Source organism: Acetobacter sp. (assembly GCF_022483985.1).
Classification (GTDB): Bacteria; Pseudomonadota; Alphaproteobacteria; order Acetobacterales; family Acetobacteraceae; genus Acetobacter.
Map to the genome: position 1 here is coordinate 1240521 of NZ_JAKVME010000001.1, position 22355 is coordinate 1262875.

21 protein-coding genes are annotated in these 22355 nt (G+C 57.3%); 11 read left to right on the forward strand and 10 right to left on the reverse strand.

Going from position 1 to position 22355, the window contains the following annotated elements; all coding sequences use genetic code 11:
* From LKE90_RS05495 to LKE90_RS05510, 4 genes are all read left to right on the forward strand, one after another.
* The gene (locus LKE90_RS05495; protein WP_291492897.1) at window positions 1-627 is read left to right on the forward strand and encodes a hypothetical protein; all 627 of its coding nucleotides are present in this window, start codon (window positions 1-3) and stop codon (window positions 625-627) included.
* A 415-nt stretch (window positions 628-1042) separates the two neighbouring features.
* Window positions 1043-1708, forward strand: a complete 666-nt coding sequence (gene rpe, locus LKE90_RS05500) for a ribulose-phosphate 3-epimerase (protein WP_291492899.1) — start codon at window positions 1043-1045, stop codon at window positions 1706-1708.
* 50 nt (window positions 1709-1758) lie between these two features.
* Window positions 1759-3678 (forward strand): heparinase II/III family protein, encoded by a 1920-nt coding sequence (locus tag LKE90_RS05505; RefSeq protein WP_291492901.1) that lies wholly within the window; start codon window positions 1759-1761, stop codon window positions 3676-3678.
* Window positions 3679-3704: 26 nt separating this feature from the next.
* Complete coding sequence (locus tag LKE90_RS05510) at window positions 3705-4844, forward strand: glycosyltransferase family 4 protein (RefSeq protein WP_291492903.1); 1140 nt, start codon at window positions 3705-3707, stop codon at window positions 4842-4844.
* A gap of 210 nt (window positions 4845-5054) precedes the next feature.
* Here the strand turns inward: LKE90_RS05510 and LKE90_RS05515 are convergent, their stop codons facing one another.
* Genes LKE90_RS05515 through dapD form a run of 5 tightly spaced genes read right to left on the reverse strand, consistent with a single transcriptional unit; the run spans window position 5055 to window position 9122 of the window.
* On the reverse strand, window positions 5055-5495 hold the full coding sequence (locus LKE90_RS05515; RefSeq protein WP_291492904.1) for a hypothetical protein: 441 nt from the start codon (window positions 5493-5495) through the stop codon (window positions 5055-5057).
* A 10-nt stretch (window positions 5496-5505) separates the two neighbouring features.
* Window positions 5506-6459, reverse strand: coding sequence for a peptidoglycan-binding protein (locus LKE90_RS05520; RefSeq protein WP_366509536.1), 954 nt, complete (start codon window positions 6457-6459; stop codon window positions 5506-5508).
* Window positions 6460-6480: 21 nt separating this feature from the next.
* Window positions 6481-7125 carry a hypothetical protein gene (locus LKE90_RS05525; RefSeq protein ID WP_291492908.1) on the reverse strand — a complete coding sequence of 215 codons (645 nt, stop codon included), beginning with the start codon at window positions 7123-7125 and terminating at the stop codon, window positions 6481-6483.
* Complete coding sequence (dapE, locus tag LKE90_RS05530) at window positions 7122-8264, reverse strand: succinyl-diaminopimelate desuccinylase (protein WP_291492909.1); 1143 nt, start codon at window positions 8262-8264, stop codon at window positions 7122-7124. The genes LKE90_RS05525 and dapE overlap by 4 nt, the downstream gene beginning before the upstream one ends.
* 9 nt (window positions 8265-8273) lie before the next feature.
* A complete protein-coding gene (dapD, locus tag LKE90_RS05535) occupies window positions 8274-9122 on the reverse strand; it encodes a 2,3,4,5-tetrahydropyridine-2,6-dicarboxylate N-succinyltransferase (protein ID WP_291492911.1) in 849 nt (282 codons plus the stop codon).
* 150 nt (window positions 9123-9272) lie between these two features.
* On the opposite strand from dapD, the gene LKE90_RS05540 reads away from it, so the two are divergent.
* Both LKE90_RS05540 and LKE90_RS05545 read left to right on the forward strand, forming a co-directional pair.
* A complete protein-coding gene (locus tag LKE90_RS05540; RefSeq protein WP_291492913.1) occupies window positions 9273-10697 on the forward strand; it encodes a sensor domain-containing diguanylate cyclase in 1425 nt (474 codons plus the stop codon).
* Window positions 10694-11731 carry a hypothetical protein gene (locus LKE90_RS05545; protein ID WP_291501393.1) on the forward strand — a complete coding sequence of 346 codons (1038 nt, stop codon included), beginning with the start codon at window positions 10694-10696 and terminating at the stop codon, window positions 11729-11731. The genes LKE90_RS05540 and LKE90_RS05545 overlap by 4 nt, the downstream gene beginning before the upstream one ends.
* A gap of 41 nt (window positions 11732-11772) precedes the next feature.
* On the opposite strand, the gene ruvX is transcribed toward LKE90_RS05545, so the two are convergent.
* Window positions 11773-12270, reverse strand: a complete 498-nt coding sequence (gene ruvX, locus LKE90_RS05550; RefSeq protein WP_291493033.1) for a Holliday junction resolvase RuvX — start codon at window positions 12268-12270, stop codon at window positions 11773-11775.
* 71 nt (window positions 12271-12341) lie between these two features.
* On the opposite strand from ruvX, the gene gatC reads away from it, so the two are divergent.
* The 4 genes from gatC to LKE90_RS05570 all read left to right on the forward strand — a co-directional run bounded on the left by gatC (window position 12342) and on the right by LKE90_RS05570 (window position 16758).
* Window positions 12342-12632, forward strand: a complete 291-nt coding sequence (gene gatC / locus LKE90_RS05555; RefSeq protein WP_291492917.1) for an Asp-tRNA(Asn)/Glu-tRNA(Gln) amidotransferase subunit GatC — start codon at window positions 12342-12344, stop codon at window positions 12630-12632.
* Entirely contained in the window at window positions 12632-14116 is a 1485-nt protein-coding gene (gatA, locus tag LKE90_RS05560) for an Asp-tRNA(Asn)/Glu-tRNA(Gln) amidotransferase subunit GatA (RefSeq protein ID WP_291492919.1), read from the forward strand. Before gatC ends, gatA begins: the two co-directional genes overlap by 1 nt.
* Window positions 14113-15570, forward strand: coding sequence for an Asp-tRNA(Asn)/Glu-tRNA(Gln) amidotransferase subunit GatB (gene gatB, locus LKE90_RS05565; protein WP_291492921.1), 1458 nt, complete (start codon window positions 14113-14115; stop codon window positions 15568-15570). The genes gatA and gatB overlap by 4 nt, the downstream gene beginning before the upstream one ends.
* A gap of 276 nt (window positions 15571-15846) precedes the next feature.
* Window positions 15847-16758: a 50S ribosomal protein L11 methyltransferase gene (locus tag LKE90_RS05570; RefSeq protein ID WP_291492924.1), complete on the forward strand. Its 912-nt coding sequence runs from the start codon at window positions 15847-15849 to the stop codon at window positions 16756-16758.
* Window positions 16759-16798: 40 nt separating this feature from the next.
* On the opposite strand, the gene LKE90_RS05575 is transcribed toward LKE90_RS05570, so the two are convergent.
* From LKE90_RS05575 to LKE90_RS05590, 4 genes are all read right to left on the reverse strand, one after another.
* Window positions 16799-17062 carry a DksA/TraR family C4-type zinc finger protein gene (locus LKE90_RS05575; protein ID WP_291492926.1) on the reverse strand — a complete coding sequence of 88 codons (264 nt, stop codon included), beginning with the start codon at window positions 17060-17062 and terminating at the stop codon, window positions 16799-16801.
* Window positions 17063-17388: 326 nt separating this feature from the next.
* A complete protein-coding gene (locus LKE90_RS05580) occupies window positions 17389-19179 on the reverse strand; it encodes an ABC transporter ATP-binding protein (protein ID WP_291492928.1) in 1791 nt (596 codons plus the stop codon).
* A 140-nt stretch (window positions 19180-19319) separates the two neighbouring features.
* Window positions 19320-20579 (reverse strand): CCA tRNA nucleotidyltransferase, encoded by a 1260-nt coding sequence (locus tag LKE90_RS05585; RefSeq protein ID WP_291492930.1) that lies wholly within the window; start codon window positions 20577-20579, stop codon window positions 19320-19322.
* Window positions 20579-21208, reverse strand: coding sequence for a DUF1285 domain-containing protein (locus LKE90_RS05590; RefSeq protein WP_407066082.1), 630 nt, complete (start codon window positions 21206-21208; stop codon window positions 20579-20581). The genes LKE90_RS05585 and LKE90_RS05590 overlap by 1 nt, the downstream gene beginning before the upstream one ends.
* A gap of 103 nt (window positions 21209-21311) precedes the next feature.
* Between LKE90_RS05590 and LKE90_RS05595 the strand changes: the two genes are divergently transcribed.
* Window positions 21312-22355, forward strand: coding sequence for an AAA family ATPase (locus LKE90_RS05595; RefSeq protein WP_407066085.1), 1044 nt, complete (start codon window positions 21312-21314; stop codon window positions 22353-22355).

The window sequence follows — 22355 nt, forward strand, 5'->3', positions numbered from 1 at the left end:
ATGGAACCTGCCCGGATAGAGCATATCGACACGCCGGAGGGTCGTACTCTGTGGCGTGAGATGCTGGGTGTTCTTCCGGGACTACAGGCCGTTCTGGGTTTCGTGACCAGTAAACAGGCTCTCTGCCCCTCCGGTAGACTTCTCTGGTATCAGGCCGAACTGTTCGAGCGCTGGTTTTTCCGCATCCCGTCTCCCCATACAGGCTGCATGATTCAGTCCGCTGATTCATGGACAGGTCCCTATCAGACGACGTTTTTTCGTTTTCAGGCGGCGAAAGACATTTTGCTGGCAAGCTACAATGACGGTGGCGGCTTTCCTATTGGCGCCCTGTTTCTCACAGCACCGTCTTTCCAGTCTGTTTCAGGGATCGCTTTCAGCAACCGTGATCTTTCATCGTTGATGGAAGACGCTTCATCTGCGTTTCAGGCTTTTTCCACACCAGTCTGGCAAGGAAGACCGGCTGTATCTTCCGCAACGGCCATTCTTGGGCATGTGTCATCCGATGAGATCAGAACACGGTTGCTCATGCAGGAAGTAACGAGCCTGAAAAGCTGGCGTCAACCCGTCACGTTTCTCACGGCTCCGTTTTCGGATAACCGTGCCGGACACGTCTCTTTCTGTGTTTAGCGGCGCAGACTGCGCTGGTGCGACAGGCCGGGTGCAACTGGCCGGGTGCAACTGGCTGGTGTGGCATTGCTGAATAGTGTGATGGAGTTGACCGACGGTGCAATTCCAGCAGTAATCAGACAAGGGATATCGGGTATTTTCCTATGAATCCGCTTTGTTTTTAAAGATTTCGACACCAAGGCAGCCCATTATCAGAACGAATCGTTACGGCCTCAAACCAACAGATTCTCTGAAAGAAACCGGCTGACCCACATGGATCGCCATTTTAATGACTGATTGCCAACTCATCATGGTCATCTAAGAACTGTTTTATTTGTAACAAAAAAGAAGACAGCAAAGACCTGCTTCAGTCATTTTATGCAGAAGCCTGAGAACAGATGTTGCACCCTTTCCGATGTTTGCCGATAACGAGGCCATGACCAGCATTTCTTCTCCTCTGATTGCACCGAGCATTCTGGCCGCCGACTTCGCCCGTCTGGGCGAGGAGGTCGCCGCCATAGAAAAGGCCGGGGCTGACTGGGTTCATCTGGATGTGATGGACGGTCACTTCGTGCCAAATATCTCTTTCGGACCGGCTATCGTAAAAGCGCTTCGTCCCCACTCGAAGCTGCCGTTCGACGTGCATCTCATGATTGAGCCCGTCGATCCCTATCTGGAAGCCTTCGCCAGCGCGGGAGCCGATCACATCACGGTTCACGCCGAGGCCGGACCGCACCTGCACCGTTCATTGCAGGCCATACAGGCGCTCGGCGTGAAAGCGGGTGTTTCGCTCTGTCCAGCCACACCGCCGGAAGCCCTGTCCGAAGTGCTTGATCTGGTGGACATCATCCTTGTGATGTCCGTCAATCCGGGATTTGGCGGACAGAAATTCCTGCACAGCCAGATACGAAAAATCAAAACTTTGCGCGACATGATCCAGTCATGCGGCAGACCGGTCAGACTGGCGGTCGATGGTGGCATTGATCCGGAAACGGCTCCTCTCGCCCTCGCCGCGGGTGCGGATGTTCTGATCGCAGGCAGCGCGGTCTACGGGCGTGAAGATTATGCAGCAGCCATCAGGGCGTTACGGAACAGCAACTAAGAACTGTCATCGTGCGTTTCTGACAAGATGGGTTGAGGAGGAGCTTGAGTATGGGTCTGGGCCGGTGGTGGCGTGATGCGCGACTCTCTTTTGCGCTGCTCGGCCCTTTGGGTGGTCTGAGATCCATCCCATCCACTCCGGCGCAGACCGTCCGTGACCTCTGGCCCGGTGACGCCGGCAATGGTGAGCGGCTCGTGCGCGGCATGGCGTCTCACGGCGGCGAAACCCATTCGATTCGGAAAGGTGTCTGGACCGACGATAACTGGTCGCCCCAGTTTCGCGACTGGTTCCAGAGCTTTGAATGGCTGCGGGACCTGAGAGAACTCGGCTCCGAGTCCGCGCGCGCTCAGGCCCGCGCCCTTGTCGCGGACTGGATGGCCCAACCCATCGGCATGACCCCTCTGGAAGACTCATCGACAACCGGAGCACGTATCGCCGCATGGCTGGCGCAATACGATTTTTTCGCAGCCTCCGCCGATGAGGACTATCGCCGCGCGCTCCTCCAGAGGATCGTCCTCGAAGCCCGGACGCTTGCCGCCATCCTGCCGACGGACCGTCATGACTGGACCGCCCTTCGCGGCCTGAAGGGCCTGCTGGCCACAGCGGTCGCCATTCCGGAACAGAAAGCCTTTCTCGCCCGCTATATGCGGCTGATCGACCCCGAACTGGAAATGCAGATCCTGCCGGACGGCTGTCACGCCTCCCGCAGCCCCGGCGCACAGCTTCTCGTACTGCGGGAACTCGCCGAGATGCGCCTGCTGCTTCAGTCGGCACGCATCCCGATGCCGACCACCCTCGCCTCCGCGCTGGACCGGATGGCTCCGGTGCTCCGCGCCTTTCGTCATGGGGATGGTCGCCTCGCCCTGTTCAACGGCACACGGTCGCATGAGCCCGCGCTGATCGATCTGATCATCGCCCGCGCCATGCCGAGAGGAAATATCCTCGCCCGCAACATGCGTGATGGGCGTTTTGTACGGGCGACATCCGGCAATACTATATTGTTCGTGGATACGGGCGGCCCTCCACCTCATGGGTTCGATGCCCTCTCTCACGGCGGCCTCATGTCGATGGAGCTGTCTTCCGGACGCTCACAGATCGTCGTCAACTGCGGTGCAAGCCCCCGCCCCGGCTGGCACGAGGCGCTACGTGACGCTCCCGCACACTCCGTTCTCTCGATCCCGGCCTGTCCGCCGGTGCTCTGGCGTCGGGACGACTCTGTGGATGTGCGACCGGATGTGACATGGCAGCACTCAGTTTCCGGCATTGATCATATGATCGAACTGGCGTCGGACTGCTATCGCCCGGTTGGTTGCGGATCATATCGTCGACGCATGTTCCTCTCAGGAGAAGGAGCCGATCTGCGGGGAGAGGACAGTCTGGATACAGCAGGAGCCTTGCCTGAGTTCGTGCTGCGTTTCCATCTCCATCCCTCCGTGCGGATCGAACTGGAGGAAACCGACATTCTGCTGCATGCCGGAGAGGAAGTCTGGAAATTCCGCAGCGACGGTTATTCCACGATAGAGGACAGCATTTACTTCGGCTTCCGAGACCCGACTCCCACCCAGCAGATTGTGGTCCGCCCTGCCGAATTGCAGCCTGCTGTTTCTCCTGTCGATGAGGAGAGTCTACCGGAAGCTGCTTCAGTCAAAACTGATGAAACCAGCCGGACAGATGGGCTTCCTGCGGCACCAGACGCAGAAACTGATCCTGCCGCGAAACAGCAGACGCCTCTGGCCAGAGCCATCGACGAAGCCAAAGAAGCGGACGCCGGTGTAAATCCGGAGAACGATTCCGGCTCCTTTGCTGAGGCGTCCGTGCCAGAAGCCACACGCGTCGATACGGAAGAGACAGCGGCCGAAGCCTCTGTCGACAGGAGCGACACTACAGACGCGGCGTTACCGCTGGAGCCGCCCGCCCCTGCCGTTCTGGCAAATACCATACGGTGGGCCTTCACGCGGCTTGATGCCTGACAGCAGAGTGTGGGCAAGGAAATACCGTGAAAATCCTTGAAGTCGCCAACGTCGACTTTTCACTGCGTCATTTTCTTCTGCCGCTGATGCGCCGGTTACGGGCCGAAGGTCACGACGTTATCGGCTGCTGTGCGGAGGGGGCTCTTCTTCAGGATGCACGAACTGAAGGTTTCCGCATCGTCACAGTGCCAATGGCCCGATCTTTTTCATTAAGGGCGCAGGCACGCGCTTTTGCCGCATTGATCCGGGTCATTCGGCAGGAAAAACCAGATCTCGTGCATGCCCATATGCCGATCAGCGGCCTGCTGGCGCGGTTCGCCGCCAGACTTTGCGGTGTCCCCTGCATCGCCTATACCTGCCACGGCTATCTGTTCAATCAACCCGGTTCCCCTGTCCGTCACGCGTTGGCGTTCACGCTTGAATGGCTGGCCGGACATATCACCGATATCTATCTGACCGTCTCGCAGGAAGAAGCGCAGGACGCCCGACGCCTGCACATCCATCCGAATCCCATAGCGGTTGGAAATGGTCGTGATCCCGAGATTTATCACCCTGATCCTGCGGCACGTGAGCGGATCAGGAAATCTCTGCATATTCCGGAAAACCGTATCGTGATTGTCGCCGTTTCAAGGCTGGTCAGACACAAAGGCTATCCCGAGCTTCTCGCCGCGATGGAAGCCATTCCTGATGCGGAACTCTGGATCGTGGGAGAACGCCTCTCAAGCGATCACGGTGAGGTACTGGAGCCGTATTTTCAGCGGGCTCGTGACACTCTCGGCAGCAGACTTCGCATGCTGGGCTATCGTACGGATATTCCGGCGATTCTGGCCGCAGCGGATATCTTTACGCTGCCCAGCCATTTCGAAGGTCTTCCCATGTCGATCATCGAAGCCATGCTGAGCGGGCTCCCCGTGGTCGCCACCGACATCAGAGGTCCACGGGAACAGGTCGTGCACAGCGAAACCGGGCTGCTCGTTCCTGTCGGACAGAGCGGACCTCTTGCTGACGCTCTGAACAGGCTCGTTCGGGATCAGTCCTTACGGATAAAAATGGGAGAAGCGGGGCATAAGCGCGCTCTGACGCTTTTCAATGAAGCAACTGTGCTGACAAAAACGGCAGAACTTCTGACTGCAGAAAGATTGAACAGGGCTTTAGGACCAAAATAATGATTTTCTGGCCTCTGACCTATAGATTGGCTTTACGCGGGGTAACATATTTTTCCAGAAAATCAATTACCTCACCTGCAACCTTGCCAAAATATCCTTACAAATAGGTGATGTTTGAGAGACAGCTAATGATATTATATCCGAATTATCGCCACCGATATCGATCAGACTATCCAATTTTACAAGAACAAAACGCCAAATCAAAAAAAATTAATTATCATTCATATAAAAATTATATTTTTTGCGCATTTCCATAGAACAGGTAGAAAATTTATGAATAATCATACGAAGTCTTTGGCCATAATCATTATATTTATAAAAAAAATTATATTTTTTTTCTGGAAACAAAATTAACTCAGAAAAAACATCAAATGGGTATTTGTCCGCAGAATAATTATGAATTTCATAGTCATCCTTTGTATTATTCCAATCTATTTTAATATCACCATTTTTCGTTAAAAACGTCATCCTACAGTTATCTACCCACATCACATCATATACTTCACTTCCATCTATTGTTAGCTGAGATTTTTTTACATTTTCTTTGAATATTCTAATAAATTCCGGCGTGCTTGGAGGTGGGGCAGCATAACCCACTCCTGACAATGCGGTTACAGAAATCATAAAAAGAAAAAAAGAAAAAAAATTCATTTTACCACCATCATTGGAATGGAATGAGACTACCTTTCGAGTAATTATACTCTCCGTTCAGATATAGCTGAATTTCCCCTTGTCTTCTTCGCAAAAGACCTTTTATATTCTTCTTATTTTTTCCCAATCTGGAATGAATTATTTGCATCGCTGCAATAGAATTTCCAGAATTTATTTTATCGGCAACAGGAGAAAAAATGCCCGCTGGATTGTAAACAAAACTAACCAAAGAATCAAATTCGTTTTGGCGCAAGGCTATCTTTATGTGCCTTTTAATAATCGCCTCGTAAGAAACGGCTGCCTTCATAAGAAGATCGTTCATTTGCTCATCTGTGATTGTTATATCTTTGTTTTCTCTTGAGAACTCTCTAGCTTTCTCTCCAAACTCCCCTCTTGCCTTAGATATTCGTCGCGCAGTATCTTCATCCACTCCAATACTAATAAAATCTTCATATATAGAATCTTGAGATCTGTGCTTCATATCGTAACCAATGCCTATTGTAACTCCACTTTCATCACTTGGACAGTATAAATGGTTTATCTTAGCTTCCACCTTAGAAATAAAATTTCCTCCATTATAACTTAAATGCATCGAAGCAACAGGCGCTTTTAATTTCTGTGATGGCGGATTGTGCTCTGGAGGAAGCGATTGTGGTCCATACGGTGGCAATTGCTCAGGACCACCATCAAAACCCAAACGGTAAAGAGTATGGACTCCCGCAATTCCATCAACTGGAAATAAACACTCTCTAGTTTGAAAATTCCGAACAGCTGCTTGTGTTTGGTGACCATAGACGCCGTCCGGAACAACAGGATATCCACGTGACACTAGACATTTCTGAAGCTTTTTTACAGAGCCTCCACAATTTCCTATTCTCAATACCATTGGATATCGCCTTACAAGACTACAAGGTCTCGTCTGATGTTTCGTTTCTATCAGCCACACAGCCAAACAAGCGAACATCCCCAGCCACAGATATGCAGATCAGACGGCGGAAGAGGATGACGTCTGCGCGGTCATAACAGGCTGTAGGAGATCATTGATAAAATTGTAATGCGGCGGCAGTAGCGAGGCCAGACCGTAGCATATCAGCGCGAAGCAGAATGTCGCCCCGTACAGGATGGCCGCGCGCGTCCAACTCAGGCGCAGACCGACCTTGGCCACGAATACACCCAGCCATATTCCATAGAGGTCGCTGCTGAGAACGATCGCCAGAGCAAATCCGGTTGTCTCTGCGAGCGGCGAAAACAGCAGACTGCCGATCGTCATTGCAACGGCGGACACCAGAACGGTGATCCATTCGCACCAGCTTGCAGCGGTCGCGTAACGCAGCCAGAGCTCTTGTCTGCCCCATTTTTTAGCGAAAAACCATGAAAATACCGGAAGCGCCAGCAGCGTACAGAAAGACAGCTCAACGCGGATAAAGCCAAGCGCCGGGTCTTTCTGCATCGGCACTGTCAGAATACCGACAAGACACATCGCCAGACCGGGCGAGAGCGCCGCGAGCAGATGCTCAACTGAATTGCCGAAACGCTGAAGTCCTTCAGACTTTCCGCTGGCGAGCAGCGTCATACCCTCCAGAACCGACTTGGGATTGGGCGTCGTATTGCCTTTGAAAACGCCTCTCACGCCACTGTCCTTTCCAAAAGCCGTTCATAGATACGCTTCAGGGTCTCAAGATCTGAAACAGCAACATGCTCGTCAATCTGGTGCATGCTCGCTCCGACAAGACCAAATTCCGCCACCGGACAGTACAAGGCGATAAAGCGGGCGTCCGAAGTGCCTCCGCCCGTATCCAGACGTGGCTCCCTGCCCGTCACATCCTGAACCGACTCTTTCAGAGCGTTCAGTTCCGGACCCGGCTGCGTAAGAAACGATTCTCCGCTGATACTGGCCTCGACCTGACAGCCGGGCGCATGTCGGTGGCAGACGGCCTCAATCCACTCCCGCAGCGACGCTCCGGTGTGAAGATCATTGAAGCGGATATTCAGGGCCGCTCTCGCCTCTGCGGGAATCACATTCGTAGCAGAGTTACCGACATCCACGCTCGTTACCTGAAGACTGGATGGCTCAAACCATTCCGAACCCTGATCCAGAGGTTTTTCCGTCAACTCGCTCAGGATACGGATCAGCCTGTGAACCGGATTATCCGCACGATGCGGATAAGCGACGTGCCCCTGCCGTCCCTTCACGACAACGCGGATATTGATGCTGCCGCGCCGTCCGATTTTGATAACTTCACCCATGACGGTCGGATTGGTGGGCTCACCCACCACACAGAAGTCGGGAATCTGGTCATGGTCCTTCATCCACTCCAGCACCTTGACGGTGCCAAAGCGGGCGGGGCCTTCCTCATCACCGGTAATGAGCAGGCTGATGGAACCCTGCGGTTCCTGCCTGTTCGCGAGAAAGGAAGACACGGCGGAGACAAAGGCGGCGATACCGCCTTTCATGTCACAGGCACCCCGTCCGTAAAGAACGCCCTCCTCAACGGAGCCTGCATACGGTCCGTGCCGCCAGTCCTGCTGTCCCGGTGGAACCACATCCGTATGTCCGGCGAAACAGAGATGCGGACCGCTTTTCCCCAGTCGGGCGAAGAGATTGGGCGTACGTTCCTCACCATCTCCGAAGGGCAGATGAAAGACCTCAAACCCCATGGCGCTTAATGTTTCGCCCAGAGCGATCTGGGATTCGCCGGAATCCGGACTGACGGACGGGTGACGAATCAGGTCAGAAGCAAGGGCGGTAACATCAAGCGCACGCGTCATGGAGTGTTCTCAGTCACGCAGCAGATCGTTTATGGATGTCTTGGAGCGGGTCCGTTCATCCACACGCTTGACGATCACGGCGCAGGCCAGAGACGGGTTGGGCTGACCATTGGCGTTGAGCGGCACTTTCGCCGGCAGCGAACCGGGCACGACCACGGAGTAGGCCGGGACGCGGCCCATGTGAATTTCCCCTGTCTCACGATCAATGATCTTGGTGGAAGCGCCGAGGAACACACCCATCGACAGGACGGAACCGCGCTCGACGATCACGCCTTCGGCCACTTCCGAACGGGCGCCGATGAAGCAGTCGTCCTCGATGATGACGGGAGCGGCCTGAAGAGGCTCCAGCACGCCGCCGATTCCCGCACCGCCGCTGATGTGGCAGTTTTTGCCGATCTGGGCGCAACTGCCGACTGTGGCCCATGTGTCGATCATGGTGCCGGAATCAACGCGCGCACCGACATTCACGAAGCTTGGCATCAGAACGACACCGGGCGCGATGAAAGCTGAACGACGGACGACGGAGCCCGGAACAGCGCGGAATCCTGCTTCGGCAAAGCGTGCCGCATCCCAGCCCTCGAATTTGAGCGGCACCTTGTCGAACGCCGGAGCGCCTGCGGCTCCACCTTCGATGATCGCATTATCGAACAGACGGAAAGACAGCAGAACGGCTTTTTTCAGCCATTCATGAACCGTCCAGCCTTCTTCTCCGGGTTCGGCGACACGGAGAAGACCGGAATCCAGTCCTTCAAGAACCGTCTCGATCGCAGACCGGTCATCCCCGGTCGTGGCTGGCGACACGGTGGTACGCGCTTCCCAAAGCGCTTCGATCCGGGATCTGAGTTTCTCTTCGCTCATCGTCTTCCACAGTCAAAATAGCTGAAAGGCGCCCCTGCAATGGGCCAGAACAGGTTACCTGAAGGGCGGACCATGCTGTTCGGGGCATCTTCTGTCAACGCGACCCGCTCTTAACGGGACAGAAACTATTCCCGGATGAAATGCGGAAGCATGAACATCACGCCTTCCTCTCCTGCGTCAGAATCGTCGCCACCCGGTCAGGATGGCAAATTGATGGACGCGCTTCTTGCCAGTCGTCGCCGCTGGAAAAGCCTGACGCAGCTGGTCGCCGATTTTATTTTTGAAACGGACAATGAAGGCCGTTTCACCTTTTTCGAGGCCGGGCCTGCACTCGGCTGGAATGATCAGGAACTGATCGGGGAAGAAGGTACCAGACTCCTCCCCTGCGTGAATTCGACCCCGGCCCCCAACCCTTTCAGAACCCGAAATGTTATTCGCAGCCGTCGCTGCTGGATCAAAAGGTCTGACAGCACTTTCGGCTGCATGCTGGTTTATGCAACTCCCCTGCTTTCTCCTGACGGACAGCATGCCGGCGTGCGCGGTCTTGGTATCGACGTGTCCGATGAGGTCGGATCAAACGCTGATCTGGCAGTCGCCCGTCTTCACAGTGAAATCGTACGGCGCATCACGGCGACGATGCGTTCACGAGCCCTGTCGCGTCTGGGCATTCCACCTGCCTTCGACGAACTGGCCGCCATGCTCGGCGCAGTCGGAGGTATTCTGATTTCTGAATCTCCGGAAGGAAAAACAGAAACTGACGAAGACGATTCCGATGAGGAAATCGTTCACCGGCTTCAGACCTCCACACCGTCCTTCGACGCCATGATTGAACAGATGTTGCGACAGCCGGTGGCGGGCAACCTCTCCTTCGAGCCGGAAATCAGGCAGATCGAAGGGCATGACGTCATCCTTTGCCGTAGCAGGGTGCGTTACAATGCTCCTGCCGCCATGGCGCTGTGGCGAAACAATGTCGGCGTCTGGTCACAGGATGACGCCAATCTGGCGGACGCCGCCCTCGCGACATTCGCCTCCGCTCTCGAAATGAGCGCTCTCAACCGCGCGTTGGCCCGCAATGCTCGATTTGATCCACTCACGGGCATGCTGAACCGGAATGGTCTGTTGACCGAAATTTCCCGGCGGCTGCCTCGTCTGGATCGGGAACGTCTGTCCGGCACCCTTCTGGTCATCGGACTGGACCGCTTTTCAGACATCAACGCCCGCTTCGGTTTCGAAGCAGGTGACAGCGCCCTTCAGCAGGTCGCCAGCTATCTGCGGGACGCCATCCGTCCGACAGATCTTGCGGGACGGCTTGGTGGAGACATTTTCGGGCTCTGGCTCGACGGCGCTGATCATTTTGTCGCTGCTGAACGGGCGGAAGCCTTCTGTCAGCACGGCGCAGCTATTTTTGTCGCGGAGCCCATCACCCTCACCTTCTCGGTCGGCCTTGCCGCCCGGAATTGGGAAACCGGGGAAAGCGCTGAATCCCTTATCGACCGAGCAAGTTTTGCCATGCGGAGCGTGAAGCTCGCCGGGGGCGCTCGCTGGCACACATCATTGGAAGAGTCCTCACCATGAGCCATTCATTAGATCCAAAATTTTTTCAGATTCTGCCCACGCGCTCGCTGTCTTCCGTTCCGCCAGCATCAATAAACCCCGCGTCACGCGATAAATCACGCAATGCGACCACCGTCACAATGGCGACGGCACCTGAATTATGGGAATGCCTGAAAAACCGCATTGCGACCCTGAGACCCGAATTCAACAACCAGCGCATTGAAACACTGACAGCCTCTCTTCAGGGCTCCCTGACAGTTCTAATGGCCGAAAGCTGGCAGCGCGCGCGCCGCGTCATTGCTCAGGCAGCCGGAGACGCGCAGGCGATTTCAATCGTCGGACCTCTCTCTGAATCTCCGTCCATTGCTGACCGTCTCATGGACGAAATTGATGACTCCACGCTGGAGCAGGAAATCACCCGGCGTCAACACGACGGTAAAATGATCTCGTCGGTCAAAACGGTTCGATCCCACGCCATCCTTGAGCATCTCGCAGAACGACCGCTGACCGAACTGGAACCGGCTCTCGATGAAATGGAGCGGTCACCGGAACGGCCGACCAGTCTCGAATATGCGTGCATCACCACGGTAAAAAACCTTGTGAGAGAACGGTGCGCCAACCTTGTGGCGCCAGTAAAACACAAGATCGAAAGAGAGCTTTCCTTCGAACTGGCCGCGACATCGGAAGTCATCAAGCCAACGAGACATGCTCAAGTTTCTACGGTCATGAACGACAATATCGTCGATCTGGCCACTCAGGCCCTTCATGATGACAATGTAGACGCCATTATCGAGATTCTCGCCCGTACACCGAACATTGCCCCGGACGTCACCCGGGAAACGCTGAACGGACGCAATGCGCGCGGCCTTGTCGCCTTGTCATGGAAAGCTGGTCTGCCAGCGTCTCTGGCAGCCGCGATACAGATTCACCTTGCCCTGATTCCGCCGACACGCGCGATCCTGCCTTCTGCTGACGGCTCTTACGCCCTGACCCCCAAGGAACTGAACTGGCAGCTCGATTTTCTCAGAGAGAAATGCACGGCAGTCGCTGCCTGACCAATGAAGCGACCTGATTTCCAAAGGGGTGTCAGGTCGCTTCAGTCTTCTGGCGAAGAGAACCGTCTGCTGCGTTCCATCGACAGATAATCCAGAACTCCCTGCAGCATGTAGGCTGCCGCCATCTTGTCAACGATTTCTCCCCGCCTCTTCCGGGAGAGGTCAGCTTCACCGATGATCGTGCGGTTCACGACACTTGAAGAGAACCGCTCATCCCACAGCACCGCTGGAATCCCGATCTGTTCGGAAAGGGCCTGCGCCCAGTCTCGGGCCGCCTGTGCAGCAGGACCGAATCCACCATCCATGGAAAGCGGCAGTCCCACCACAAGCGCTCCGACATCCTGCTCTCTGACAATCCCGGAGATTTTCTGAGCCATCAGCGAGAGTTTTTCGCGTTTCAAGACCCCATACGGAGAAGCAACCATCAGCATGACATCTGACAGAGCAAGCCCAGCCGTCTTCGCACCGGGGTCAATTCCCAGCAGCCGCTGACCGGTGGAAAGTTTTTCACTGAGTTCGGTTATGTTGAACAGAGGCATCGCCTGAGGGTATGGTGTCGCGCCGGCGGCAACGCCAGCGTTATTTTTCATGATTTGAGAGTTTTTGCTTCATGTCGCTTGATCTCGCGACCACGAGACGCATTGCCAAGCTCGCCCGCATCGGGCTTGACGACCAGGAAATCGAGGCTGTCCGCACACAGCTCGGGGGTATTCTCGGCTGGATCGAGATTCTCGACGAAGTTGATGTCGAAGGCGTACCGCCCATGATCGGCACCAGCACCAACGCGGCGCTCAAGCCCCGAGAAGATGCCGTAACTGACGGTGACTGTCAGGAGAAGGTGCTGTCAAACGCCCCGGACCGTGAAGGTCCCTTCTTCACCGTGCCGAAGGTGGTCGAATAATGCTGACTGATCTCACGATCGCACAGGCCGCTGAAGGCCTGCGCAAGAAAGAATTTTCCGCTGTCGAACTGACAACGGCACATACCGACGCAGTCGAGGCGCTGAACGGACGGGTGAACGCCTACATCACCGTCACCTCCGACAAGGCGCTGGAAGCAGCCAAAAACGCCGACATTACGCTGGCCGCTGGTGAGGCTCCTACCCTGACCGGTATTCCGCTCGGCATCAAGGATCTGTTCTGCACCAACGGTGTGCGAACCACTGCCGCCAGCAAGATCATCGGCAACTTCGTGCCGCCTTATGAGAGCACCGTCACGGCGAAGCTGCTCGAAAACGGCGCGATTTTTCTCGGCAAGACCAACCTTGACGAATTCGCCATGGGGTCCGGCAATCTGACGTCTGCGTTCGGCAGCGTCGAGAACCCGTGGCATCGCAAGGATGATGCGTCAGTTCTGGTTCCCGGCGGTTCGTCCGGCGGTTCCGCGGCGGCCGTCGCAGCACGTATGGCCATGGGCGCCACTGGCACCGATACCGGCGGCTCCATCCGTCAGCCCGCAGCCTATTGCGGTATCGTAGGGCTGAAACCGACCTATGGTCGTTGCAGCCGCTGGGGCACCATCGCCTTCGCAAGCTCGCTCGATCAGGCTGGCCCCATGACCCGCTCCGTCGAGGACGCCGCGATCATGCTGTCAGCCATGGCGGGCGCTGATCCGAAGGACAGCACCTGCGCCACTGTTGCCGTGCCGGACTATCGCGCCGCCTGCGGTCGCAGCCTGAAGGGTCTGCGCGTTGGTATTCCAGCTGAGTATCGCGCACCCGGCATGTCGGAAGAAATTCTCGCCGTCTGGCAGAAGGGCATCGACATGCTCCGTGAAGCCGGATGCGAGATTGTCGATGTCTCCCTGCCCCACACGAAATACGGTCTTGCGACCTATTACATCATCGCGCCGGCCGAATGTTCGTCCAACCTCGCCCGCTATGATGGCGTGCGGTTTGGTGAGCGAGCTGAAGGGGCGACCAGCCTTGATGACCTGTACGAGAAGACCCGACACAATGGCTTTGGCGAGGAAGTCCGCCGTCGTATCCTGATGGGGACGTACGTGCTGTCCGCCGGTTATTACGACGCCTATTATCTCAAGGCCCAGAAGGTCCGCACCCTGATCCAGCGTGACTTCACGCAGGCTTTCGAGAAGGTCGATGTGCTGCTGACTCCGACGGCTCCCACCGCGGCCTTCGCCCGCGACGAGAAGCCGGAAGATCCGGTGCAGATGTATCTCAACGACATCTTCACCGTGCCAGCCAGCATGGCCGGGCAGCCCGCCATGTCGGTGCCGGTGGCGCTCGATGACAAAGGTCTGCCGCTCGGTCTCCAGTTGATCGGGAAGCACTTTGACGAGGAAACGATCATCGCGGTCGGGTCCGCTCTGGAAAAAGCCGCCGGGTTCACGGCCCGTCCGGACCTGCGCGCAGGAGTGAGCGCATGAGCTACACGATTGAAGGCAACACCGGCACGTGGGAAATCGTCGTCGGTCTTGAGGTTCACGCTCAGGTCATCAGTAAGTCCAAGCTGTTCTCCGGTGCATCCACGCTTTTCGGCGGTGAGCCGAACTCGCATGTCAGTCTGATTGACGCAGGCTTTCCCGGCATGCTGCCGGTCATCAACCAAGCCTGCGTGGAACAGGCTGTCCGCACGGGTCTGGGCCTGAAGGCACGGATCAATCTGGAAAGCCGTTTCGACCGCAAGAACTACTTCTATGCCGATCTGCCGACCGGTTATCAGATCAGCCAGTTCGAGCATCCGATTATCGGCACCGGTGTTGTGCAGATCGAGCTTTCCGACGGCAGCACACGCGACATTGGCATCACCCGTCTGCATCTTGAGCAGGACGCGGGCAAGCTGATGCACGATCAGGACCCGAAGCGTTCCTTCGTGGACCTCAACCGTGCGGGCGTCGCGCTGATGGAGATCGTCAGTGAGCCGGACATTCGCTCCCCTGAAGAGGCAGGAGCCTATGTCCGCAAGCTGCGCCAGATCCTGCGCTATCTCGGCACCTGCGATGGCAACATGGAAGAAGGGTCAATGCGCGCCGACGTGAACGTTTCCGTTCGCAAGAGCGCCAGTGAGCCGTTCCGCACCCGCTGCGAGATCAAAAACGTCAACTCGATCCGCTTTGTCATGCAAGCCATCGAGATCGAAGCGGCCCGCCAGATCGAAATCTGGGAGTCTGGTGGCGAGGTCGATCAGGAGACACGGCTGTTCGATCCGCACAAGGGCGAGACGCGCTCGCTGCGCTCGAAGGAAGATGCGCACGATTACCGCTACTTCCCTGACCCTGACCTTCTGCCGCTGGTGATCGAGCAGAGCTGGGTTGACCAGATCAAGCAGACACTGCCGGAACTGCCGGACGAAAAGCGTGTCCGTTTCCAGCAGGATTACGGGATCACCGCTTATGATGCGGGTGTTCTGGTGGCCGAGCAGACGACGGCGGACTTCTACGAAAAGGTCGCCAAGGGACGTGACGGCAAATCGGCGGCAGCATGGGTGACGGGCGATTTCTTTGCAGCCCTGAACCGCACGGGAAAGTCGATTGAGGAAAGCCCGGTCAGCGCCGACAATCTTGGTGCGATGCTCGACCTGATTGCCGACGGCACGATCAACGGCAAGATCGCCAAGGAAGTTCTCGAAGATATGTTCGAGACCGGTGAGGCTCCGCTAACCATCGTGGATCGCAAAGGTCTGCGTCAGGTGACGGACACGGGGGCCATCGAAGCTGCTGCTGACGACATCATCAGCAAGAACGGCGACAAGGTGGCGGAGTATAAAGGCGGCAAGGACAAGCTGTTCGGCTTCTTCGTCGGACAGATGATGAAAGCGACCGGCGGCAAGGCCAACCCTGCGATCGTCAACGATATCCTGCGCAAGAAACTCGACGGCTAAACCTCCTATCGGACCAGATTTCATTGTCTGGTCCGATAAGGATAATGCCACGCAACCAGCAACAGGCTTATCCGTGCAACCTTGTGAGCGGATAAGCCTTTTGCTGTCGCGGCAAACGGAAAGCGCTAACGCTCCCGTCCGGCAGAAGCTTCATCAGGGCGCGCTGGGAACTCGACTGTTTCTCTGCATTGCTCTGGCGCTGCTCCCTACGATACTGATAAACACCAGCCTTTCCGAACGGGACACTGCTCCCGCGTGTGCTATCCGGAGCCCCGAATGACCGCCACCCGCCGCAGACATGCGACAGAACTTGAAACAATTTCCGTCACTGTTCCGGAAATTGCCGTTGAAGCTTACGAGAACGCCATCAGCACGGTCTGCGCAACGGTCGGCATTTTCGAGTTCGACGAGGAAGAAAAACTCTGGCGTGTCGAAGGTGTGAAAGACACCGGTCATGCGGAAGACGAACTGGCGGCCGCTCTGGCTCTGGCTGCCCTGACCACAAGCATCAACGCTGATCTGGAGCGCACCAACACCGAGACGGAAGGCTGGCTCGCCCGCACCTATGAATCGTTTCCGGCGCAGGAAGTCGGCAAACGGTTTATCGTTCGGGGCTCGCATCTGGATGAGGCGTCTGACAGCAACCGCATCACCATCACGCTGGATGCGGGCATGGCTTTCGGCTCGGGAGAGCATGGCTCGACGCGGGGATGCCTGAGGGCGCTTGAACTGGTGGCGCACCGCAAGCCCCGGAATATTCTCGACCTCGGCTGTGGGTCCGGAATTCTGGCCATGGGTGCTGCGGCCCTGCTGCATCGCCCTGTTCTGGCGACCGACATTGATCCGTGGTCCGTCCGGATCACGCAGGAGAATGCGGCCCGCAACCGCCTGTCACGTCTGATCGAAGCACGGCTCGGCAATGGTTGGTCCACACCGGAAATCCGTCGTCGTGCGCCCTATGATCTGGTTTTCGCCAATATCCTGGCCCGTCCGCTCTGCATGATGGCCAAGGATTTGAGCCGTCGTCTTGCGCCGGGCGGCACGGTCATTCTGGCCGGACTGCTGAATATTCAGGTCCGCATGGTGCTGGCTGCGCACCAGCGTTGCGGGCTGGTGCTGGAACGTCATCTTCGTGAAGGTGACTGGGGAACGCTGATCCTTCGTAAGCCGTTTGGGGCAACCGGTTAACCTGCTCAAAACACGGACCGTGATTAAAAACGGCGTTTGATCAACGTAACTGGCTGTCCTTGCTGCCGCGCCGATTGATGCTGCTGAACACGCGCTGGCTGTCACGCTCTGACTGGCACTCTATGCAGAACTTCACGCCAGCCAGCGCTCTGCGTCTGGCCTCTGGTATCAGTTCTCCACAATCACAACACTCACGGGCGCTCTCTCCGGACGGAATACCGGAACGGGCCTGTTTGACAGCATCTGCAATGGTGTCGTCGATCTGTTCCTGTACCGCTCCCTCTGGAGCCCAGCCTGTCGCCATGATGACACTCTCCGGATAGATAACGCTGTGGCAGTCTGAAACCGACTGTTTATAGCGGACAATCCTGTTCCAGTTTTGTCTGAAAACGACTTTCTTTTACGGAAGAAGCACCTGCCTGTTATCCGCACGGAATGGAACGCACGTATCTTCGTGACGGCTAAGCCATGCCTTACCCGAACATCCACACATAGACATGGAATGTCTGGTTGGCCGTGACTGAGCAGCCGGATACGGTTCTGGCGGTGGTTACGGTGAGAAGAATATACCGCAACCCCGATCACAGGCGGAGGGCGACACCCTGTAGAGGCAGTGAACCCAACTCTTTGCTACTCCTCAAGCCCCTGACTACGAACCAGACGGGCGTACAGGCCATCAAGCGCGATCAGTTCAGCATGGGTTCCATGTTCCACGGCCCGTCCATCTTCCATGACCACCACCATATCGGCGGAACGCACCGTTGAGAGACGATGCGCCACAATAATGGTTGTGCGCCCGGCCCGAAGCTCACCCAACGCCTCCTGCACCAGCGCCTCGTTTTCGCTGTCCAGCGCACTGGTGGCTTCATCAAGCAGCAGCAGGCGCGGATCGCGCAGCAGCGCGCGCGCCAGAGCGACACGCTGCCTCTGGCCACCGGACAACCGTCCTCCGCCGGGGCCGACAATCGTGTCAAAACCATCAGGAAGCGCCGTTATGAACGGCTCGGCGGCGGCAAGACGGGCCGCTTCCCCCACCTCGGCATCAGTGGCGTCGGGGCGACCCATCAGAATGTTCTCCCGCACGGAAACATCGAAAAGCAGCGGGTCCTGACTGACATAGGCAATCGCGTTGCGCAGATGCTCCAGCCCGACATCACGCAGATCAACCCCGTCGAGGGTGATGGTCCCGCGGGTCACATCATGCAGACGGGGGATAAGTGAAAGAGCCGTTGATTTTCCGGCGCCGGATGGTCCGACCAGCGCTACGGTCATCCCCGGCTGGGCCTCGAACGAGAGGTCACTCAATCCCATGCGGCCGTCGGCATACTGGAAAGCAACCCTGTCGAAACGCAGATGCCCATGCCCGGCAGGCAGTGCGAGAGCTTGCGGACGGTCCTGCACGGCGGGTTTCTCATCAATAAGAGAAAAGATTCGTGAAAGCCCGGCCAACCCTTCCTGCAGGGCAGCGTTCAGCGCTCCGAGCGCACGGAGCGGACGTGAGGCCAGCAGCAGAGCCGCGACAAAGCCGGAGAAATCCCCAAGCGTTGCGCCTCCCATTGCGGCGCGCCATCCGGCAAAGCCCAGCACCGCCGCCACGGCTGAACCGCCCAGAGCCTCAAGCAAGGGGTCAACACGGGCGCGGCCACGCATGATCCTTAGAAACGCTTCATGGAGACGGTCAAAGGCGGTATCCGCGCGCTTTTCCTCACGCTCTTCAAGACGGTAGACACGCACTGTCCGGGCCTGAGCGAAGCTCTCGGTCAGGAAGGCGGCTGTCGAGGCGATCTGTTCGTTGACGTTGCCGGAAGCGCGCCTTACTTTCTTGCCAAGTCTCTGAATCGGCACCGCCGCAATCGGATACAGGATTGCGGCAATCAGACTGAGTTCCCAGTCCATGTAGATCATCGCCACGATCAGTCCGACCACCGTCACCACATCGCCAAGGGAATTGACGGCCCGGATCATGGCTTCACGGATTGAAATCGCATCGGTCGTAAAACGGGCGGCAAGCGAAGCGGGCGCTTCCTTCTCGATCCGGGCTACGTCAGCAATGGTCAGGTGTCTGAACATTGATCCCTGCAAGCCCCGGATAACCACAAGCACCAGACCCTGTGTCGCCAGCGTCTGTCCATACTGGGCGGCGGCCTTTGCCATCGTGATCGCCACGATCAGAAGCGGCACCTGATACAGGATACGCTCGTCATGGGTGGAGAACATGTCGAGAGCCCGCTGGATGACCAGAGGATAGAGCGCCGTCAGCGTCGCCATGGCGATGGTCAGGACGAGAACACTCAGAATCCTGCCGCGATGGAGGCGTATCTGCTCGCGCCACAGGCGAAGAAGCAGCGCTCTGCTGTCGTCAGACTGCGAGGACTTGTTCCGGAGATCAGTCAACTGGGCGCGCGGCGGAAGAGCATTCATTCGCGTCATCTACCAACGCGGGCCGCTTACGAAAAGAACCGCTGAACCGAACACCGTTTCCCAACCACGGACCGGACAGATTATTTTCTGAAAATATTTTCTATTATCAATATGATATTTTATTTTCTTAATAAAAATACTCAAGAAAAACTCTTATGCAGCCTTCGCAGGCAGGTCAGGCATTCCTCCCTTCCGGCTCGACAACCGGACTGTAACCACCATGAGCGGATCATGGAAAGCAGTTCACCCACACGTGGCCCCGGCGGTATCCCTTCCGCCAGAAGGTCGCGCCCGGCAAGCGGAAAGACCGGTACGGGAAGGCTCTCAAGCTGAAACCTCAGACGTTTCCATGGCGCTGCTTCATGACATGCCCGATCAGCCAGAACCTGCTGCGCTTCCGCGAGCCAGACTTGCCCCAAGGCGACCTCTCTTGGGATTTCAGCCAGCACGCAGATAACGTCCTCCTCCGTCACGACACGTTCCGGCATCGGAAAGGGCTTCTGAAGAAATGCCAAAACGCGTGAGGAATCGGCGCGTGAGAGCCGGAGCCGTTCGACACACCTCTTTGCCGTCTCAGAATCGACAGCCGCCCCCGCAAGCAGAACCGCCAGCCTCAAGGCATAATCCGCCGGACCTCCAGAGGAGATCAGCGCGTCAAGATGTTGGATCGCATCAGACAGACAGTCTGTCAGTTCAGGCAGGCAGGCTGTCAGCGCACCCGTTTCCTTCATCAGACACAAGGTTTGGGTCACGCGTGGACCGGTCAGGATACGCCGCAACTCAGACCAGATACGCTCTACCGAAAGCCGCTCGATCAACGCCACACCGTGCCGAAGGGCAGTCAGAGTAACCTGGTCAGGCACCCCTGCGCCAAAGCGGGCCTGAAAGCGGAAAAACCGCAGGATACGAAGAGCGTCCTCGCGTATCCGTGTTTCCGCCTCACCGACAAATCTGACCCGTCCGGCTTTCAGGTCTGCCTGCCCGTCAAAATAATCATGAATATGCCCAGTCCGGTCGCAGGACATCGCATTGATGGTGAAATCGCGCCGGGCCGCGTCCTCTTCCCAATTCTGAGTCCATGATACATCGGCATGGCGGCCATCTGTTACATCGTCCCGCCGAAGCGTGGTGATCTCGTAACCACGATGATCAATCACGGCGGTAACCGTTCCATGAGACAGGCCGGTAGGAACGGCGCTGATGCCTGCATCCCGTAGACGTTTCATCACCTCCTGAGGCGTCTCCGGTGTTCCGAAGTCGAAATCGCTGGCGACCATGCCATTCAGCATGTCGCGCACAGCCCCTCCGACCAGCCGGGCCTGAGGCAGCACCTCCCATATCTGACAGAGCGCCGGGAAATCCGGGAGCGCCTCAAGAGGCAGGCTCACGACTTTCACCATCAGCAGTCGCCATCCTCATCGATGCCTTCCCTGCATCCGCGCGGGACAAGGGCCAACGGGAAAAACGCGCCAGCGCTCCAGACTCCCATGCAGGCCTGTCCTCCACAGCAGCCGGGTTCAGCCAGAGCCGCCAGTTCGTACCAGACGGGGCGTGAAATGCGGGCCTGCAATGGTAGTTCTCCCTCAGCCTGCCGCACCGTGAGATAGGGCGGTGGCGCGCTGTCGCAGGCATCGAGCGGCACATCCCAGCGCGCCAGAATGGGGTGCTCGGGCCCAGCCGTGACAACCTGATCAATGTTGGTGCGGAAACACAGGCGCTGTTCCCGTCCGACACCGCACCATTCCAGCTCAACCGCCACGAACGGAACATCTTCGACCTCGATGGTGCCTTCCTCGACAGGGGTGCGGAGCCAGTAAGCGCCGTCCGCCGCACGGGAAAGAGCCGAGGCGAAAAGGCAGACCATCGGCTTTCGTTTGATCGGGGAGCCTTTGTAGAGCCAGACTCCGTCACGACGGATGAGAAAGGGCAACTGGCCACACTGATGCGGCTTGCCACTCCTCTGGTCGTCGTTGGAGATCTGGCGGTCATCTCCCGATTTTTCGCCAAAAGCATCTGATGTCACGTTCAATTAACCCACATCTGTTTGCCTGCGCACCATACCGATATAGGGTTGCCCCCCGGCTTGATGTAAGCCCCGGACGTGTCAGACTGGACCTATGACGCCTGAAATGATGCCAAACCAGACCGTATTCCTTGCCCCCGAGACGGGTTCCTCCGGTGGAAACGCCTTCCCGGACAGCGCCTCCGCAGCACAGCAGGTCGACCTCGTCGCCCACCGTTTGCAGGATGTGCGGGCGGAAATCGGCCGAATCATTTTTGGCCAGAAAGATGTTGTCGATCAGGCGCTTGTCAGCATTCTTTCAGGTGGTCACGCCCTGCTGGTCGGTGCTCCCGGTCTCGGCAAGACCCTGCTGGTCACAACGCTCGGCACGGTTCTTGGTCTCGATTCCCGGCGTGTGCAGTTCACACCCGACCTGATGCCATCCGACATCACCGGCAGTGAGATTCTTGATGAAGACGCCGCCGGTCACCGCAGTTTCCGCTTCGTGCCGGGACCGGTGTTCTGCCAGTTGCTGATGGCCGACGAAATCAACCGCGCCAGCCCCCGCACCCAGTCAGCCTTGTTGCAAGCCATGCAGGAGCATCGCGTCGCCATTGCCGGCACGGAATATGCGCTGCCGCGTCCGTTCCACGTTCTGGCGACCCAGAATCCGATCGACCAAGAAGGCATCTATCCGCTTCCGGAAGCCCAACTCGACCGTTTCATGCTCCAGATCCAGTTGACCTTCCCGGAAGCCGCCGATGAACGGGCCATGCTGCTGGCGACGACGGGCGTGCCGCAGGAAGCTCCGCAGCAGATTCTTTCCACTGAAGACATGCTTTACGCGCAGGCGATGGTCCGGGCTCTCCCTGTGGGTGAACGTATTGTGGACGCGATCCTGCGCCTCGTGCGTTCTGCGCGTCCCGAGACGACCGATGTGCAGACCGTGAAAGACAGCATCGCATGGGGTCCGGGTCCGCGTGCCGCGCAGACCCTGATGCTGGCCACCCGCGCCCGCGCCCTGCTGGATGGGCGTCTCTCGCCTGACCTTGATGATATCGCCGCTCTTGCACGGCCCGTGCTGGCGCACCGTATGGCGCTCAGCTTTTCGGCCAGAGCCGATTCGACCCGGATCGAGGATGTGATCGACGGGCTCGTCTCCCGTCTGGGTTGA